This window comes from Bacteroides sp. 11BF, from assembly GCF_019633765.1.
Lineage (GTDB): Bacteria > Bacteroidota > Bacteroidia > Bacteroidales > Bacteroidaceae > Bacteroides > Bacteroides hominis.
Genome location: NZ_JAFKPJ010000007.1, coordinates 211,897 through 231,051, shown reverse-complemented (window position 1 = coordinate 231,051; position 19,155 = coordinate 211,897). Strand labels below are relative to the sequence as shown.

The 19,155-nt window shown below is 41.8% G+C and carries 11 protein-coding genes, 1 pseudogene and 1 riboswitch; of the genes and pseudogenes, 1 reads left to right on the top strand and 11 read right to left on the bottom strand.

The window, feature by feature from the left end; all coding sequences use genetic code 11:
• A pseudogene (locus tag JZY04_RS09695) lies at positions 1–1,174 on the top strand (TolC family protein).
• A 489-nt stretch (positions 1,175–1,663) separates the two neighbouring features.
• On the opposite strand, the gene JZY04_RS09690 reads toward JZY04_RS09695, so the two are convergent.
• The 11 genes from JZY04_RS09690 to JZY04_RS09640 form a co-directional block, all read right to left on the bottom strand.
• Positions 1,664–2,713, bottom strand: coding sequence for a ribonucleotide-diphosphate reductase subunit beta (locus tag JZY04_RS09690; protein WP_005808712.1), 1,050 nt, complete (start codon positions 2,711–2,713; stop codon positions 1,664–1,666).
• A 19-nt stretch (positions 2,714–2,732) separates the two neighbouring features.
• Positions 2,733–5,249: a ribonucleoside-diphosphate reductase subunit alpha gene (locus tag JZY04_RS09685; RefSeq protein ID WP_122141982.1), complete on the bottom strand. Its 2,517-nt coding sequence runs from the start codon at positions 5,247–5,249 to the stop codon at positions 2,733–2,735.
• Between the two features lie 60 nt (positions 5,250–5,309).
• Positions 5,310–5,530, bottom strand: a riboswitch (cobalamin riboswitch).
• Positions 5,531–5,870: 340 nt separating this feature from the next.
• Positions 5,871–8,147, bottom strand: coding sequence for an SLBB domain-containing protein (locus JZY04_RS09680; protein ID WP_122141981.1), 2,277 nt, complete (start codon positions 8,145–8,147; stop codon positions 5,871–5,873).
• 80 nt (positions 8,148–8,227) lie between these two features.
• On the bottom strand, positions 8,228–9,151 hold the full coding sequence (locus JZY04_RS09675) for a hypothetical protein (protein WP_122141980.1): 924 nt from the start codon (positions 9,149–9,151) through the stop codon (positions 8,228–8,230).
• A gap of 27 nt (positions 9,152–9,178) precedes the next feature.
• On the bottom strand, positions 9,179–10,282 hold the full coding sequence (locus JZY04_RS09670; RefSeq protein WP_044299400.1) for a chitinase: 1,104 nt from the start codon (positions 10,280–10,282) through the stop codon (positions 9,179–9,181).
• An 8-nt stretch (positions 10,283–10,290) separates the two neighbouring features.
• Positions 10,291–11,478, bottom strand: a complete 1,188-nt coding sequence (locus JZY04_RS09665; RefSeq protein ID WP_122141979.1) for a DUF4856 domain-containing protein — start codon at positions 11,476–11,478, stop codon at positions 10,291–10,293.
• 17 nt (positions 11,479–11,495) lie between these two features.
• The gene (locus tag JZY04_RS09660) at positions 11,496–12,131 is read right to left on the bottom strand and encodes a hypothetical protein (protein ID WP_122142022.1); all 636 of its coding nucleotides are present in this window, start codon (positions 12,129–12,131) and stop codon (positions 11,496–11,498) included.
• A 21-nt stretch (positions 12,132–12,152) separates the two neighbouring features.
• The gene (locus JZY04_RS09655) at positions 12,153–13,178 is read right to left on the bottom strand and encodes a DUF4302 domain-containing protein (RefSeq protein WP_122141978.1); all 1,026 of its coding nucleotides are present in this window, start codon (positions 13,176–13,178) and stop codon (positions 12,153–12,155) included.
• 5 nt (positions 13,179–13,183) lie between these two features.
• Positions 13,184–14,188: a putative zinc-binding metallopeptidase gene (locus JZY04_RS09650; RefSeq protein WP_122141977.1), complete on the bottom strand. Its 1,005-nt coding sequence runs from the start codon at positions 14,186–14,188 to the stop codon at positions 13,184–13,186.
• 38 nt (positions 14,189–14,226) lie between these two features.
• Entirely contained in the window at positions 14,227–15,732 is a 1,506-nt protein-coding gene (locus tag JZY04_RS09645) for a RagB/SusD family nutrient uptake outer membrane protein (RefSeq protein ID WP_122142021.1), read from the bottom strand.
• A gap of 10 nt (positions 15,733–15,742) precedes the next feature.
• Positions 15,743–19,120: a SusC/RagA family TonB-linked outer membrane protein gene (locus tag JZY04_RS09640; protein WP_122141976.1), complete on the bottom strand. Its 3,378-nt coding sequence runs from the start codon at positions 19,118–19,120 to the stop codon at positions 15,743–15,745.
• Positions 19,121–19,155 lie beyond the last annotated feature (35 nt).

The following is a 19,155-nucleotide window of genomic DNA, read 5'->3' as shown; positions in this document are numbered from 1 at the left end:
ATGAAAACAATTATAATAATAGTGGAGTTGCTGGCAAGTATGTCGCTTGCCGCCCAAGAAAATATAAGCAGCATACTCTTTTCTATTGAGGAGAACAATACGAAGCAAAGCATTGAAGGAAGAAATGAAGGCTCAAAAATTAGGGAATAAGACAGGTATATATCTGTCTGACCCTGATGTCGCATTTGGTTATCTTTGGGGGACCCCCTCCAATATAGGTACAAGGAAAGATTTCAGTGTCACACAGACTTTCGACATCCCGACGATTACCGGAATGAAAAGTCGGTTGGCCAATAACAAAAACCAACTGGTAGAACTACAGTATGCCTCCGAAAGGATCAATCTCCTGTTGGAGGCCAAACAGTACGCTATTGACCTGATTTACTACAATGGGCTGAAGAAAGAGCTGGAAATCCGCTTGCGTCATGCACAAACCATAGCAGATGCATACAAGCAGAGGTTGGACCGTGGAGATGCCAGCATATTGGAATACAATAAAGTACAATTGAACCTATCTACTGTACAAGGAGAAATGTCACGGGTAGAGGTGGAAAGAAATACCCTTCTGTCCGAACTCAAACGTCTGAATGGTGGTATAGAGATCCTTTTAGAAGAAAATAATTACAGCCCGGCTTCCCTTCCCGCTGATTTTGAAGAGTGGTATTTATCCGCCGAGCAAAAAAATCCATTGCTGCAGTACGTAAAACAACAGATTGAAGTAAGCAGAAAAGAAGTAAAATTGAATAAAGCTATGAGATTTCCGAAATTCTCCGCGGGGTATTCATTGGAGAAAACCCTTGGACAAAAGTACCAAGGCGCCAACATTGGCATTTCCATTCCTCTATGGGAAAACAAGAATCGTGTGAAACAGGCGAAAGCCGGTGTCATCGCAGCCCAGACCAGAGAGCAGGAAAGCAAACAACAGTTTTACAACAGGCTGCAAAACCTATACATGCGTGCCAACGGACTGCAACAAACGGCCGCCGGGTACAGAAAATCACTACAATCGCTTAATAACACCGATCTCCTGATGAAAGCGCTGGATGTTGGTGAAATAAACCTGTTGAATTATATAGTTGAAATAGGGTTGTATTATGATACCGTAAACCAGACATTGGCTGCCGAACGTGATTTTGAGAAAGCGTTGGCTGATTTGTCGGCAGTCGAACTATAAACATTGAGATATGAAACCTGCAAGAAAAAAATTCTGTATGAGTCAAAACACTTTCCCGCCCAGACAGATGTTTATCATTTTTGCATGTTTGGGAGTCATAGCCGGCGCATGTTACTGGTTTTTCGTTTCACAGTGTGGTGAACAGGATTGTTTTTACAATTACTATCCGTTGCCGGAAATGTTCATAGGAGGACTACTGGGGGCATTTCTATTTTTCATCTTGTGGTACGATAGATTCTGACCATACCCGTAGAACATATTATCCCATATGTTAATACTATAAATAGTAACATACAATTTAAATAAAGAACTTTCCGGGCTATGAATACCGGAAAATTCTTTATTTAAAAACTCTCACTCCCTATACGTCCCAAGAAAAAGAATCAGATATTCAGTACATAATAACAATGACCGATCAGCAATTCATTTACTTTTTCGCTGTAACGGGACAAATGAAATGAAAAATGCCGATTTATTCAAATACATCAATTACAAATCATCTTCCAATGCTGTACTTTTTGCATAAGCAGTACTCTTAGCCTCAAAGAAATCAGTCTTTACCATATTGGCATTGGAATATTGTGATACCCAACGCATGCTTTCGGGTTCTTTTAAATTGTCTTCATACAATGGAGTAAATCCAAGACTGGTCCAGCGGAGGTTTCCTAAATAACGAATGTAGTCTTCTATCATTTTCTTATTCAATCCCTGGATCTCGTCACCTATCACATATTGCCCCCATTCTATTTCCTGTTTCACTCCTTCACGCATCATCGCTTCGTATACTTTCACCCTATCAGAAGTAAACAATTCCGGTTCTTCCTTCTTCAATTCCAGAATGATATTACGAAACAGCCAAAGATGGGTATTTTCATCCCGATTGATATAACGGATTTCCTGAGCAGATCCAGACATCTTTCCGTTACGACTCAGGTTATAGAAAAACATGAAGCCACTGTAAAAATAAATACCCTCCAGTATATAATTGGCTATCAATGTTTTCATCAACGTAAAGCTGTCCTGGCTTTCCTGAAATTCATTATAGCAATTACCTATAAAAGTGTTTCTTTTTAATAGATGCTCATCTGTTTTCCATTGATACAGAATGTCATTGCGCTCCTCCGGACTACATATAGAGTCCAGCATATAACTGTAACTTTGGCTATGGACGCACTCTTGAAAGGCTTGAATATGCAGGCAGAGATTGACTTCATTTGCTGTAATGTATTCACTGATAGTAGGCAGATTGTTACTTTGCAGGGAGTCAAGGAAAACAAGGAAGCTCAATATCTTGTCATAAGCTGTCCGTTCTGCCTTATCCAGATGTGGATAATCCTTTGTATCCTGAGTAAGATTGATTTCTTCGGGTATCCAGAAATTATTCATGGCCTGACGATACCAGTCACTCACCCATTTGTAATGCATATTGTTGAAATCATTCAAATTAGTTGTATTCCCGCCAATCATTTTTCTGAGACGGAGTTCGGTATCACCCTCGGGATTGAAGAGGGCATTCTTCTTTAATTTCTTTATTTCCATATTTATTATTTAATGTTAGTCAGGATGCACAACTTTCACATTCTTCCACTTCCAGCGATTTACTGCGTACATAGTACACTGTCTTCACTCCGCATTCCCATGCCAACAGATAAAGGTTTAATACCTGTCTCATGGTAAAATCATTGGTGATATACAAATTCAAGCTTTGTGCCTGATCAATATGCAATTGCCGGATACCCGCAGCACGTATGCTCCATGTCTGGTCTATCCGGTAAGCTCCCTTATACAACCAATACGTCTTATCAGACAATGACGGAGCCACTCGTGGAAGCATGGCACCCTTCTTTTCTTCAAGAAAAAAACGTTTCATGACCGGATCTGTTCCGGCAGTTGTTCCGGCAATGATACTAGTGCTGCTGGTAGGAGCAATAGCCAGAAGATAAGCATTTCTCATGCCATCTGCCGCAACTTTGGCCGCCAAATCTTTCCATTGAGGAGAATCATAACCACGTTTCACAAAATAAGCTCCGGTTTGCCAGTCACTTCCTTCGAAATAAACATATCTTCCTTTTTCCTTAGCAAGCCCGGTACTTGCTTCGATGGCGGCATAATTGATACACTCAAATACTTTATCAATGAAATCAAGATGCTCCACGCTTTCCCAACGGATACCGCGCAATGCAAGTGCGTGATGGTAACCGCTCACCCCTAAACCGATGCTACGGTACCGATGGTTTGTTATCCGGGCAAAAGGGATAGGATAGAAATTCAAATCAATCACATTGTCGAGCGCACGTACTACAACAGCTATTTTTTCTTTCATCTGCCGTTCATCCTCCAATGGAAGATGTCCAAGCGACAAGCTGGCAAGGTTACAAACGACAAAGTCACCGGGACGGACGGTATTGACTACAACCGTATCACCACCTTCCGTACGGACCTCAGTGGAAACTGTTTCAATGGATGACATATTCTGAGCTATTTCCGTACATAGGTTAGAACAATAAATAATCCCCCGATGCGAATTAGGATTAGCCCTATTCACTGTATCCCGGTTGAATGTGAAAGGCGTCCCTGTCTCTACGGCAGAGCGTAGTATCAACCGAACAATATCTTTGATGTTCAGAACCCGCTTAGAGAGAAGGGGATCGTTTACACAATCCAAGTATTTTTGCTCCCACTCTTCTCCATAATAATCCTCCAGGCAATACCCTTTGACATTCATAATTTCGTTGGGGCAGAACAAGTACCATTGCTGATTCAGGTCTTCCTTTGCCATACGCCAGAACAAATCAGGATAGCATACGGCAGGAAAGATATCATGTGCCTTCATCCGGTCGTCTCCATTATTGGTGCGGAGTTGCAGGAATTCGGGCAAATCTTTGTGCCAGACATCCAGATATACTGCTACAGCTCCCTGACGCATACCCAGTTGGTCGACAGCTACGGCAGTGTCATTTACCAGTTTCATCCAGCGTATTACTCCGCCTGCCACTCCCTTAAACCCTCGTATATTTCCTCCTGCCGCACGCACCTTACCAAAATACATTCCCATTCCTCCGCCAAACTTACTGACCATGGCAAAATTATCGATACTGCGATAAATTCCCTCCAGGCTATCGGGCACTGTATCAATAAAGCAACTGGATAACTGGTGATAAGGCTTGCGGGCATTGGACAGTGTAGGGGTTGCCATGGTTACTTCTAACCGACTCAGCATATCATAGAACTTCTTTACCCACTGCAATCTATCACACTTTTCGGACATACCCAAATGAAGCGCAATCCCCAAATACATTTCTTGTACCGATTCCATTGGTTCATGTGAGTGCGTACGGATAAGATAACGTTTCGCGAGAAGATCCAATCCCGAATAATTGAAAAGTTTATCACGTTCGGGACACATAAACCCGGCAGCCACTTCTATTTCTCGTGGAGAATAAGCGCTCAGGATATAGTCACCATACAAACCTTCATCCGTCAAATAGCGCAGCTTGTCATAAAAAGAATAAATACCGGCAATTTCTGCCTGTACCTTTAACTTCTGCGTCAACTGAAAATTAAACAAACGGGCAGCAATAAATTCCCAGTCAGGCGCCTCTTGCGTAGTAAGCTCTACGGCAGCCTTAATAAGAGTCGTCAACCTCTCTTCAGCTGTCATATCGGTTTTGCAGAGGTTTACAAACTTCTCTGCCAGGATCACCAAACTATATTCATTGGCAACAAAATCCTTTTGAATATCTTTCAATGTGTCAGCCAACGCTTCAGAACCTATACTACTGACAATATGGTTAAAAGCTTTTCTCCGTTCCGTACGTTGCCAACGATAAAGTATATAGTTTTTAGCTTCGGCATAAAAGCCATGTTCCATCAAACTACGTTCTACCTCATCTTGAATCTGTTCCACGCTACGGTGTACTTCATCACACAAAAAAAGTTCTACTTCATCTACAATTGTGTAAACGGTTTCGTCCGGTACTTCTCTTCCGGTACTGGCAAAACTCTTCCGTATCGCAACGGCTATCTTTTCTCTATTATATGGTTCCGTAGCCCCATTCCTCTTGATTATTTGCATGAAATGTTCTTGAAATGAATTATTTTATCGTTTCGCACTGTTTCCCTACCCCCCGAGTAGAAACAGCCTTTGATGAATGGCAGGTCTTCTGACTGACTCCTCCTTTCCGATGCCTTCCCACACTTCTCCTCATCTACTTGGGCAATGCAGTGGCAATAAGTTTAGTATCGGTAAGTCTACCGGAGTTTCACAGCAGCGGGACTGTCCGGGATTTACACCCGATTCCCTTTTAATCACTGTATGCAGAAAAGCATAAGTGAACCAATTCGCCACAAAATAACGAAAGACTTCAGTAATATACAAATAATTCCGTAGTTAAAAAAAGTTGCCATAAGATGTATTATGCACAGATTATCCATCCTAACTGAGAAGGCAATTAAAGTTCATCTCAGTAGCCGAGATGTATATCTCAGCAGCCAAGATGCACATCTTAGCACGCGAGATATACATCTTAGTGCGCAAGATGGAAAAAATTACGTATACCGTTAATTTGTTTTAGGCTGATTGTCCCTTTTCTTTGTTACTGACTGACATTTTTTCCACTAACTCTGTTATAAGTTGCCTCCTTATTTAATCTTAAGGGTACAAAAAGCTGTCGGATTACTCTTTTTATTATGAACATTACTTTGTCATACCAACCATAGCAGCCACCATTGCGGCAATAGAGGCGATGGAAGTATTCATCCCTGTAACGTCCGCCGCCACAGTTTTTTTCCTGCCCTTTTTGCTTGGCACTATTATTTCACATCCGGGTTCAATTGCATTGCCCATTCTCCTTTTCAGACGAGAAACCATACCATTCATATATATTACATAAACACGCCGCTTCAGTGCCCGGTTTCCAAATCCACCTGCCTGCTCAATGTAATAACTAAGACTGCTCCCCTTCTGATAAAGTATCGTATTAGGATACATCACAGCTCCATTGATTGTTACCGTGCTGACATATTTAGGAACGAAAAGTACATCTCCTTCGCGCAAAACCATATCTTCGTCAGAGCCTGGATTTACCAATGCTTTCTCAAGTTCTATACCTACCGGATAAGTGGAAGAGGCTTCCAGAGTAACCGGAGATACAGAAGCCTTTTCACTTCCTCTGACCGACAAACGTAGCACATCCTTTTTCTGACGCATTTCATCCGCCGTCATTCTGCGTATCAGACGCGCTCCTTTTACATAAGCTTCTTTCGATAGTCCGCCGGCTCTTGCTATCAGACTACTCAGCCTCTCATTGCTTTGGATTAATGTATAATTACCGGTGAAGGCCACTTCGCCTTCAACTGTTACATTGGCCTGTTTACGATATCCCGGACTTCGGCGAATGAAAACGATATCATAGGGTTCCAGTTCAAATCCTTTATCCTCCCCCATCACCAGCCCGTTTTTAAGTTCAACCGCAAAGCTTTTTCCGATAACAGTGGAAGATGATATACTCTTAGGATCTCTAATCCGCCGCGAGACATCGATCCGGACCATAGAAGCAGATTCCAGCAATCCTCCCGCTTTTACAATCAAATCCTGTATGGACGTATTTTTAACATAAGGGAAATCTCCCGGATTCCTTATATCACCATAGATAGATAAAGTACCTTCTTTCTCAATGTCTTTCACACTCGAGATATAAAGAACATCATTTTTCTGTAAACGTAGGTCGGAGACTGCACCAGCCATCATTCTTTTCAAATCGACCGGGATCATTTCATGTGTTAGGTCTTCATGCTCACGTCTCAACAAAGCCCTGTTGAGAAAAGCATCTCCCCGAAGTCCTTCTGCTCTGCTGATCAACTGCCTGACAGTTCCCGTGATACTATCGTCCAATTGATATACGCCGGCACGGTACACAGCACCACGAACTTCAACTTTGTTTGAGAAACGTTGCAATACCGCCTCAACAGACAATTCATCACCGTCTGCCAAAATAAAAGATTGGTAATCATCCTGCCCTACATTGTATATCTGTTTCTCTTTCCCACTCAGACGAAACAGACGTATCGCGTCCCGGTAAGCATCTCCCGTGAAACCTCCCGCATAGCTGAGCAGAGTTGTTATGGTTTCTCCTTTTTTCATTTCATACGCCATCGGACGTTTGACTTTTCCGGAAATACTAACCAAATTCTCATAAGGAGGAATCAAAATGACATCGCCTTCCGATAAACGGATGTCGTCCGTCAACTTTCCTTTCATAATGTAATCATATACATCAATGCAAGTGACCTCTTTTCCACCTCTCACAACACGAATATCACGTAAACTTCCAATACCACTGACCCCACCGGCACGATACAAGGCATGAAATACCGATGCAAATGCCGACAAGCGGTAAGTACCCGGTACCTGTACTTCACCCATGACATTGATCATGATGGTACGGATTCCCCCTAATGATAACTTGATATGAACCGATTTTCCGGAAATAGCGGCATAAATCTTACTGAATTCACGTCTTAAGCTCCGTTCGGCATCCTGTATACTCATTCCATCCAGAAAGATGGGACCTATACCTGCCACGTGAATAGTACCTTCAGGAGAAATAATTTCTCTGACTGTATTTTCGGAAGTGCCCCACACATCGATAATCAATTCGTCTCCGGGTCCTAACACATAATTTTCAGGGGTAGGGATATCCAGGTTAGGTTCAAAAGATAAATTCCGGTCTGTAAATATATTGCGTCCAAAAACTGCAACCTGCTTACCACGGATTATAAAATCCTCTTTTCTATGTTGCTTTGCCCTGCTCCCACCCGCCAATAGAATGAACAGGGCAAATAACAATGCTCCCTTATCATTCACCCTACCGGATATCTTATCAATCAGACAGCCTACTTTTTTTGTGACGCAAAAAAGCGACTGACAAGAAAAACTCGCAGCAACGGTTTGCAACAATATTTCTATACTCATAAAACACAGTTATTAATTAATCATGTAGATTCTAACACAAATAATGAATCCCATAAATTAACACAATCCACATCCATATTTCACTTCTGATAAGGAAGCAGAAACTTGAAACCTCTCCCCCGCAACATGACTTCCGACTCACGCACTTCTTCTACAAACAACCGATGTATCCCTTCTGTTATTTGCGGTTTTTTGGATTCATAACGAAGAATATTCAGATCAACAGAATCACCCTGTATGGGGTTCACAATGGGAGCTAATTTTATATAAGAACTACTATAAGTCACTCCTCCCCCTCCATAAGGACGGGCGCTGTTTGCAATCCACGTACCTACTCCTTTTCTTTTGACCATCATTTTATTATTCAGAATCAAATAATATGAACTTGCATTGGTACTATACCAACCCAAAGTCTCCAGTTCTCCTTCCGGTCTCACTTTAATATGGATGATTTTCTTCTCTTTTGCATCTTCTGAAATAGCGATAACTTGGGCTTCTCCCTCATATTTAGGATTTATCTCAAGCATCCCGGTAGAGCCGTCCCATTTGATATCCATGATATCCGCCGGGTCGTTCTCTTCCAATTTGGTCAGTTCCCCTCCTCCGAAGATACTTACGTATTTACTTTTAAATCCGGGAAGGAACTGAACCGTTGAATGGCTCACTTCCAAGTCGGGAAAGACCACGCTGATTTTCAGCCTTGCACGCTTGTCATGCGAAATGATAGTGGCAAACGTTTCACCTTCCAACAGACCTTTTACCTTAAGCGTGTCCATACTTATATAGGCAGTAGCTATCTGTGCATTTTCTACGTTAACTATGTATTTCCCGTTTCCGCCTGAGAGAAGGAGTCTTTTTTCCGTTTGTTTATTCAACAACAATTCTTCGACCCCCTTCTCTTTTCCTATCCGGATATCGGGAAGTTCTTCTTTTTGTTTTTCACATGCAAAAAAGCAAATAAGGCAAAAAACGATACACAATTGGGTTATTACATTCTTTATCATTGGTTTGTTTCCTGTTTAATTGTATTTTTATTCTTGAATCTTTTCTACACCCAGTTGGGGATATAAAATCTCCCATTCACGACCTTCTCCCTCATCAATATAGATTTCCAGTCGAAACTGTTTGTAAAACCCTCCGAACTCCGGGAACTCTAAAGTATCATCTTTAGGGTTAACTGTTATTCCGTTCAATTTATAAGAGATTCTCGCATCAGGATTGGCCAGTTCATTATAATAGAGCTTTAGGAAACGCCCCTTACAACTCCCGTCAGGAGTGATGGTACGCAGGTAAGGAATCCGATCTTCAGAGTTTTCTGCTTTACTCATTCCTTCCGTCACTCCTTTTCGTTCGGCATATGGTGAAAACTCGTTACCCTTTACTGCTCTTACTTTAACGTGGTGCTCACTTCCCGGCTTAAGCTTTGTCTTCATATATGAATTTCCGGATGTGGTTGTTTCGGTTTTGCCATCAAACATAACTTCCCATCGCATTTCTTCATCCATGACTTTATTCCAAGAGATCTCCATTTCGCTCTGATACGCTTTTATACTCAGATTGCGGGGAGCTTTCGGGACGGAAGATATGTCCGGTCCGTTCCCTTTGAGCACCATCGACATATCGTCGAACAGCATATAGCCCTCCTCCTGATAAACCCGAAGTGTTTTTATGCCCATCCCCATACTATAAACATTCTCCGGAATTGTTACGACACCCTCCGCTTTTTTCCATTCATCTTGAACTGTTCTTACCGAAAGTATTTTCTCTCTACTTTTTATCCTTCCATCTTCATACCACAATAAAGTTACTGCTATTTCAGTGTTTTTTATATTCGTTTTGTACCAGAAAGAGAATGCATATTGTTTTCCCCCTTCTACCGGCGTAGGTTGAGCCAAATAGATAGTTCCTCCGTTAAGCCATATCTTAAGTGCATATGTACCCGGACTCTCGGGACGCCTCTCCTGTACTTGTTCCGGACTAAAGTCGCTTGCTATACGCCAGCCAATGGGTTGTCCCCCATCTCTCCACTCTTCATACCCTCCATTGGGAATGATATTTTCTTTTTGAGCTTTGACTTGGATTGTTGCCGACATGAATATAATTATCGGTAAAAGCAGTTTATGTATCTTTCTCATTTTTCTCCTTATTTTTTAATGTCTTCCAATGAAACTCCAAATATTTTTCCAATGCGAGTTGCCAAATTATGTAACGCCCCTTCGGTTTGCTCTCTTCCCAATAAGCGCTCTTTATCCCATAAACCATCGTTCTTCTCCAGTTCATGCAATAAGTTTCCGGTTTCTTCGTTTGTAATGAATGGCTTTCCTTGCGTATTACGTGCAAATTGTGCAGCATAGATCAACCCGTAAGCTTGGGAGAGAAGGCGGAATGCACGTCTGGGATTCTCTTTTAGATTGGCAAATGTATTAGGACCGACAAGCAGATTCATAGCTCTTGCGGCAACCACCCGCGAAAGCTCTTGTCTGATGGTATCGGCCTGTAGCCTCATTTCATCATATCGAGAAGTCTCCATAAAGGTCCGTCCTTTTACAAATGAGCGGAAGATGCGTAAGTGACAGTCTTTTAAGGCAGGTAAGCCATCGGACTGAGCCAATGTTTTCCAGAAGCTGTAATATCCATAAGCCAGATCCCAATGATGCTCTAACTCTGTATAGTTATGGCCGGGTAAGAGTTGTGTCAGGTCGTTTCGGACAAGTATTTCGTTATTTTCCAATATTTCCTCACCCAGGTGTATATTCAATATTTTGTCCAGATATATCGCCCCCATAACAGCATATTTGTAGACCTCGGCCACGGCAATCCCTTTCTCATCTACATAACAGATATCTGAATCGCCTATATTGTTGCCTACATATCCCGTCGAACCTTTCGCAGCTTCCCTATTCCTATGCTCGTAAGAGGGAATGTTCGCCCCTAAACCCGCAATGCGTGCGGAAGTTTCAAACCAATTGTCGATGTCTCGCAGAATCTTTTCTCTATCGTTCAGATGTGCAGGAGAAGTGGAAACTTCTTTCTGAGGTTTCAGTCCGAATGTCCCTTCATGATAGATACGGCGTGCTTCGTCATAATCTCTTTGAGTACTCATACGCGCTTCATTCATATATTCCGAAAAAATTCGGTCAATGGGAGATTTCAGAAATTCACATTCCAGCACATTTACAGAACTCTCCCCGTTTCTTGAGAATTTGTATGAAGGTTCAGGAAATACCGGAAGTTGGTACGCACTTTCCACTGTTTCATTTATCCCTTCGGTACAAGCTGCGACACTCGTCAGCAGACAGAAAGAGAGTATATATTTCAGTAAGTAATTCATCTTTTTGCTATTTTTTCTTAAGGTAAAATCAAATATTCACAATAAGGATACCTCAGTGGGTTGATCCCTTCCTCATTTTGATATTGCTCTGTTTCCAAACCGGGAATTTCAATCAGTCCGTCGATAGAAACGGCTTTGATACTTGCTTTTATGTTGGAAGACCTGGGTCCCTCCCCGGTAACACACAGATATAAAGGAAATCCCGAATAGACATTAAAAGAGATTTCCAATTTCTCGCCATTATACATTACGTTGGGGATTAACCGGCCTGTATCCTCCCGTGCCACTCCCGCACTCTTCTTTCCACAACTGATTGTCACCAGCTCTTTCTTCTCATTAATATATTTCACTTTGTACTGGGCAATGACATCATTTGTAAGGTTTCCATCCCAACCTTTTTCCTGAAACGAACATATCAGGGTTATCTTATATTGTTCAGCATCATCTGGTGTTTCCGTACCGGGGTATTGGTAACTTTCCAATGCCTGATTAGGATCGCACAATTGCACGAACAGCTCTCCACGCTTGTTTGCAGGTTTCTCTATCTCTTTGGGTGGAAATAGTTTTTCATAATCTTCATTCACTGCGAAATCTTCTTTTACTGTATTGCAACTGCATACGACCAGCAGGCAAATTATCCATATATGTTTCATATTCATTCTGGTTTTTAATATTTAAATTTCATCCCGGATTTCAGCTATTACTCCGGTCTTTTCTCCTTCGGGGGCAAGGTGTCTGCTTACCCAACGCATTGTTTTACTGTAAGGGTCAAATACTTTGACAAGTTCACAAACGAATCTCCCCCCCTCTCTGCGGAAATCATAAAAAGTGTATGTTTCACTATACCGTATACCGGGCCTGAAAGTCAAGCCGTCAGCTGTACCTACATATCCCGATCCCAAGCCTTTCACCTTATTCCCAAGCCATCCCTGAGGAGCAAAGTAATCTATGGCAAGAAACAGACGATAGCGTTGATATACTTCCAGTGGTTGTTTCGTATTTCCATCCGTGCTATAAGTGGCATTCATACGCATGTCGCTTCGAAAATAAACCCGGTCAGCCTTACGGATACTTAGTTGAGGATTTTTCATCTTCTCAAAGAACAGCTTATTGTCATATGACTTTCTGATATCCTCCTGCCAACTTTCATCACTCTTCAGTTTTGTAAATACAATATACTCCCGTGCAGGCTCTATATATGAGGATGTTTTAAATATCAGATTTCCATCAATATCTTTTCCTGTATAAAGAAAATCCGAAGAACCGGTGAACCGGTCGTTCACCAAAGAGTGCAGATAGTTATAAGTAGTGAAACTCAGTTGTGTGAATGTATTTTGGCTCACTTCAAACTCACTTTGCCGAACTTCCTGCAAACTCTGCTCGGTATAATCGGCCACAGCCTCTACAATTCCATTGTCAGAGAACCTCATCAGGAAGCAGTGTCCGCCATATCCATATTTATACTTTTCTTCGAATATCCCTTTGGGAAGAGTTATCAATTCGTTCACGTTCGTAAACAGCAGAGAGTCTGTTCGGGGGAAGTAGGTGACAGACCATCCGTAAGGGGCGTTTATAAGCTCCTTTCTCAGCTCGCTAATATGTTTCGCGTTCCGTTCAGAAGGAGATAAGTCGAAGATTTCTTCATCCTTACATGAAAAGAAAACCATTATCAGAATCAGTATTCGAAATCCTGTTTTCATGCTTTTTATTTTTGTTTAGTAAATGCTTTTAATTGCTTTATACTTCTCAGTTGAAGATAATTAAGCGAAATCTTAATTTCTTTATTGAAGTAATCTTCTACCAATTTTTGCTTTTCTGTCAACTCTTTGTATGCCTGGACAGCTTGTTCATTATATGCATTTTGGAGGTCCTGATCCGAGCCGGCTGTATAAGGAGTTTTTGCTTCAGTCAAGGCTTTAAGTATATCTTTGGGGGTATGTGTCAGCTTTGAACTGATAATTTCCGCAAAGTCCTTTTCGGGCGAGAGAAGAGAATGGTAGGTAAAAAAGCCTTTTCTATTGGCATATCTGGCCAAAACGAACACTCTACGTCCATGCGTCTCTCCTTTGAAGACCCATGCAATGGGGGTGGTCGATTCGATATATTTATTTCTACTTATGGATAGGAATCTGCTTCTGTCGTAAGGGAAAAGCTCCATAAGACGTCTGGCAAACTGGTGATGTACACTTCGCATTAAGACAAAAACTTTATCTTCATCTTTAGGATCGAACTCGTTGATGTTGTACAGAAACATCTCATTAGTTGTCGCCTCGGGATTGTCTAATAATTCCATCCCGTTTCCATCTACATTTCTTCCTCCGTACATATATATTTTAAGAGGATTCTTTCCCAATAAGAACTTTTCTCCTCCCAAATCGGGGCTTGTGTAGAGATCAATCCATAAGGCCTTGATAGCCTTGAGCACACTTTTTACATTAGCGACTTCGGGAGGATAGATATAGCTCCCGTTTTGCACTACATTTTTGTCCCACCGATATTCCACCTCGATGCCGTAAGGGAGGGTGAATGTATCCAATATCCATTTGTCCAACTCTGTTTTTTCATGCTCTACCGCACCCGCTTCCACTACACTCCGATCAGATAAGGGTGCTTCCTTCTCACAGCCTGCCAATAGGAAAGAGGTAACGAGAAAATACAGACTTCTCCGGATAAAGTATCTGAATTTCACTTTTTTGATTATTGTTTTCATACGCTCGGTTTTGTTGTTTAATTATCTTTTAGAATACTTTATCGGGGATTAGGAACCAATCCCCGGTTAACTGCTTCTGTCGGAATTTGCAGAAGCTTTCTGGAATCTTCTTTTTCCAGTTGTCTGTAAAACTTATACTTCGATGTACGTTTGACCGATATATAAAAACGGCGAATGTCAAACCACCTCAGACCTTCGTGCAGGAATTCCTGTCTTCTAAAACCTAAAAAGATTTTTATCAGCGCCAACTGATTGATACTCATTCCATAGAATGGAGTATAAGTCTGGTAATTGTCGCTACTTGTCTGCGTATAAGCCGAACGGTTGCAAGAAGGGTACACTCCATACTTGGCAGATAAGTAGACCAACAAATCATCTATTGCTTTATCATACTCTCCAAGCATGGCATACGCTTCCATCCGGTTGAGCATAACTTCGTCGGTAGAGAATAAAACATTGGTAACATACAGCCCTCTGGGACGTATACCTGTATAACCGGATAATGACAGTTCATCGAATTTTGCTATATATTGTCCGTCGTCTATACGTCCATCATTATAGTTGAACAGAAAGTACGGCTGCATCTTCATTTTCCGGAAATTAAAACATCCGTCTATTCCGTGTTGATTATACACCTTTTCGGCACTTTGGGTTGTTACTCCATATTTTTCTGAGGGGATATTACGTGCTACTCTTGATTCTGTGGTAGTTAACAATAAATTGGCTGGTTCATCAACACTTGCATACCGAATATAGAGATACTTATTATTGGAGTTAAATTCCTTTTTATACTTCTGCCAGTTTCTTAAGACAGGCTTTGGATCGACACCAAGTACATAATCAGAATATGAGACCACCCGGTCCCATTCTCCCTTAATCAGATAAAAGCGCGAAGCAAAAGCATAGGCCGCTTTCTTATTGAAATGAAATTTAGGCTTGATGTAATAAGCATCATCCACCAACGAAAGACCCAGTTTCATATCTTTTTCAATCTTTTCATACACCTCCTTCACCGTTCCGCGCTCATAGTCTACCAGTGCATTTTTTTCAGGTCGACTTAAATAAGGTATGCCCGGGGCTGTTGCCGATTTGGCGGTTCCGTAAGGCTCGGCCCAGATATTTATCAACATGAAATGCAGATAAGCACGCAAGAGAAACGCTTCTCCATACAACGCTTTTACCCGATCGGTTTTAGGGTATTTACCGAGTAACTCTAATGCCTGATTGGCTTGAGCGATTCCGGCATAACATGCATTCCAATAATTCAGCGGAGTATCTAAATCTTCCTGATCGTAGTCTTCCCAATAATACATCGCTTCGTTCAACCGCGAATGAATGCCGTTTACCCTTTCTTCCACATTATCCGTACGTGCTTCCAGGAAAGCAAAATAACTGGCTTCGGGATAGGCTCCGGTAAGGAGCTCGGCTATTTTGTCCTCGCTGTCTATTTGTACATCAAGGGTAGAATCCGGATTTGTTTCCAGATAGTCCTGACACGCCGTCAGCAGAAGGATCATGATACTTAAAAAGATTGTCTTCTTCATTTTTGTCCAATTAAAATTCAACATTCAATGTCATCGTATATTGTTTGGGAGTAGGTAGTGAAACTCCCCCTGATCTATAAAACTCAGGGTCTTGCCCGTTTAGTTTCTTATCCGAATAGATCAGGAATGGATTCGTCACGTTTACCTTTACATTCATCTGCTTGATTTTGAGAAAGGAAAGGACTCTTTGAGGCAGACGATATCCCAACGAGATGTTTTTCATACGCACGAAACTGCCATCGGCCACCCTATTTTGTGAATAGTTATAGGTGTTATAAGCTTTTTCGATATTTTCTTTTCCGATATTCCGTATCAGATCCTGTGAAGGAATAACGGGAATATTTGTTTTCCACTCATCACCGGGGTTCAACCAGCGGTTGTAGTACTCTTTGGAAAATACATTAAGGTCGGCAAATGCCGGATCAAACGACGGGTTCAGCCGAATCTTATTACCTGCTTGCATGGTAACGAAGCACGATAATTCCCAGTTTTTATACTTAAAGGTATTGGCAATACCTCCTATATAACTCGGTTCAATAGGTCCGTGGTAAATAAGGTACGACTTTGAATGCTGGGCATCCAGAAAGTCTGCTCCTGATATTTCACTGTTCACTCCCTTGTTGGAAGGATAAAGTCCGAAATCGAAAGTAGGCAGACCATCACTGTTAAGCCCCTGAAAATTGAAAGAAAACAGAGATCCACGTGGAAAACCGACAATGTTGCCACGTCCGGTTCCGGCCACCATATCGAAGGTGTTAGGGGTATTCAGCAACCGGGTAATCTTCTGTTTCATTCCGCTGATAGTAAATGTGGTAGACCAACTGAATTTCTCACTCAATATATTTTGGGTCTGTACCGCCAACTCCACTCCGCGCGTACGCATATCCCCGAAATTAGCATATTTGTAATACTGTCCTCCCACACCGGAAGTACGGATAAGATCTATCAGATCGAACGAATTGCGTTGGTACACATCAAATGTTGCACTAATGCGATTGTTGAACAGTCCAAGTTCAAGACCGAAGTTCAACTCATACATTTTTTCCCACGTCAGATCACGATTTTCCAAATGTAAAATACGCAACGCATTCTCCCTGTCTTTCAGAAGAGTACGGTTGACTATAAGATGGTTGAAAACCGCAGTAGAGTTAATAGCTTGTTCATTCATTTTGGCAGTTAGTCCATAACTTGCACGCAGGGCGAGTCTTGAAATGGTAGAGTATTTTTTCATATACTCCTCCTGATCCAGATTCCATTTGGCTCCGATATTCCAAGTCGGCAACCAGCGAGAACGACTATATTTACCCGCAGTGTTGGATCCTTCATAATTGAATACCCCATTGAAAATGTATTTTCCGGCATAACCGTAAGTAGCGCTGCCTGATAGCGTCATTCCCCTTTCATAACGTTCGGTTAGAGAAAAATAGGTATCTCCTTCATTGGTCAACTTTTCAAAAACCAAGGGGTTGGAAAAAACCTGATTCCCTCTATCATACTGTATCCCATAACCTTGAAAGGGATTGATGCTGCGATCGGCATATCGTATTTCAGTAAATCCGAAAGCGCGTATATTATGCTCGCCCAGTTGCTTATTATAATCCAAAGCCAGACGTCCCAAATAACTTCGCAAAGAAGTTTCCGTTTTATTGAATATACCTCCATGTGTCAATGCCACCCGGGGCAGTTGCATCGGATCATCTTTATTCTTCAACAGATAAATGTTTTCCCGGGCTACATAGGGAGTCTCGTTGGCACGAAAAGCCTGTATCACATTAGATCCTTCAGTTATAAAATGCGAACTTTTGGTAACCGCATGACGTATCGTAGCCAATCCTTTTACTTCAATGTTGTTATTAAGCCTGTATGAGAGTTCGCCCTGCAATTTGAGATCCAACACTTCGGTTTTAAGGTAATTGTTTTCAAATTCATTCAGGATGTTGAACGGAGCCCAGTTGTTCCGATAGTACTCTCGTTCGCCATCCGCATTATGAGGACGTAAAGTGCGGCTCGTACTTAAAGCATAGCTAAAAGGATTAATATCGAAATCACGTTCGAATGTTCCGATAACAGTATTTTTACGTTGCGAAATCGTTCCCGGCGAGTTTTGGTTGCGCAGATTTCCTTGTGCGGATATAGTAACCTTTATCTTGTCCTCGTTCCAGTAGAAAGAGTTCTTGATATTGGCAGTAATCCTTTTAACATTGTCAGCCAGTGTCCATCCCCTGTCATCATAAAAGCCGATAGAAGCATACATAGCAGAATTCTCTCCTCCTCCGGAAAAAGTCACCGTATGTGTATGGATAGGCTTATATGTAAACAACTCTTTAAACCAATCAGTGTTAGCATACTCTCTTGCGCGCATAAACGTCCGTTTAGCATCATCCGTATTCTCCAGATAATATCGCCCGGTAGTCGGATCAACTGTATTGAGTGCTTTATACATTTGATAATACACTCCACTGCGACGCCCATATAGTGTATTTTGCAAAGAGAAATATCCCTTTCTGTCCATCTCCTGATAAATAGACATACTCTCCTGAGAATTGAGCAGATCGAAATTCGTATAGGAAGGAATAGAGCGCATACTTAGTTCGTATGAATAAGAAAATCTGTTCGGCGAATTCCTTTGACCGGATCGAGTGGTGATTACGATCACTCCATTCAATGCTCTGGCACCATAGATCGAAGTTGCCGAAGCATCTTTCAATACCTGTATATCTTCAATATCAGATGCATTCAGCCCGGCAACAGCCGAACTGATGAGGGTTACAGCATCACCCGAAGCCAGCTGGTCAAGTGTAAGCGAGACAAGATCTTCGTATACTGCTCCGTCTATAACCCATAGAGGCTGTACATTCCCCATTATGGAAGCACCGCCCCGTATATTGATCCGGGGTGCCGCACCGAAACTTCCTGTTACATTCTGTATGGAAAGTCCCGCGATACGTCCTTCGAGCATGCGCGATACATCCGATATACCGTTTAGCTTGATTTCATCCAGTTTTACCGAAGCTGCCGCCCCTGTAAAAACCCTGTTTTTAATCTGTTGATAGCCGGTGACCACCACTCCCTCTATCTCTTGTACATCGTCTTGAAGTATTATATTCATTATACCGGACGTGATTTTGACTACCCGGGTTTTCATTCCCACGAAACTCACTTTCAGCATCTGCCCTTTCCGAACTTTAAGGGAGAACTTCCCTTCCACGTTTGTAATAACCCCTCGTGCTGTTCCTTCCACTACCACCGTAGCTCCCGGCAGAAATTCTCCAGTTGTAGAACGTACTGTACCTTTTATCTCTGCCGGCTCCTGTGCCAGACAAATCTGAGAAAAGATTGCCAGCAGCAAACTACTAATTACAATTTTTATAATCGATGTTGCATTCATTGTTATTTATTCTTTTTGTTGTTTATCACAATTGA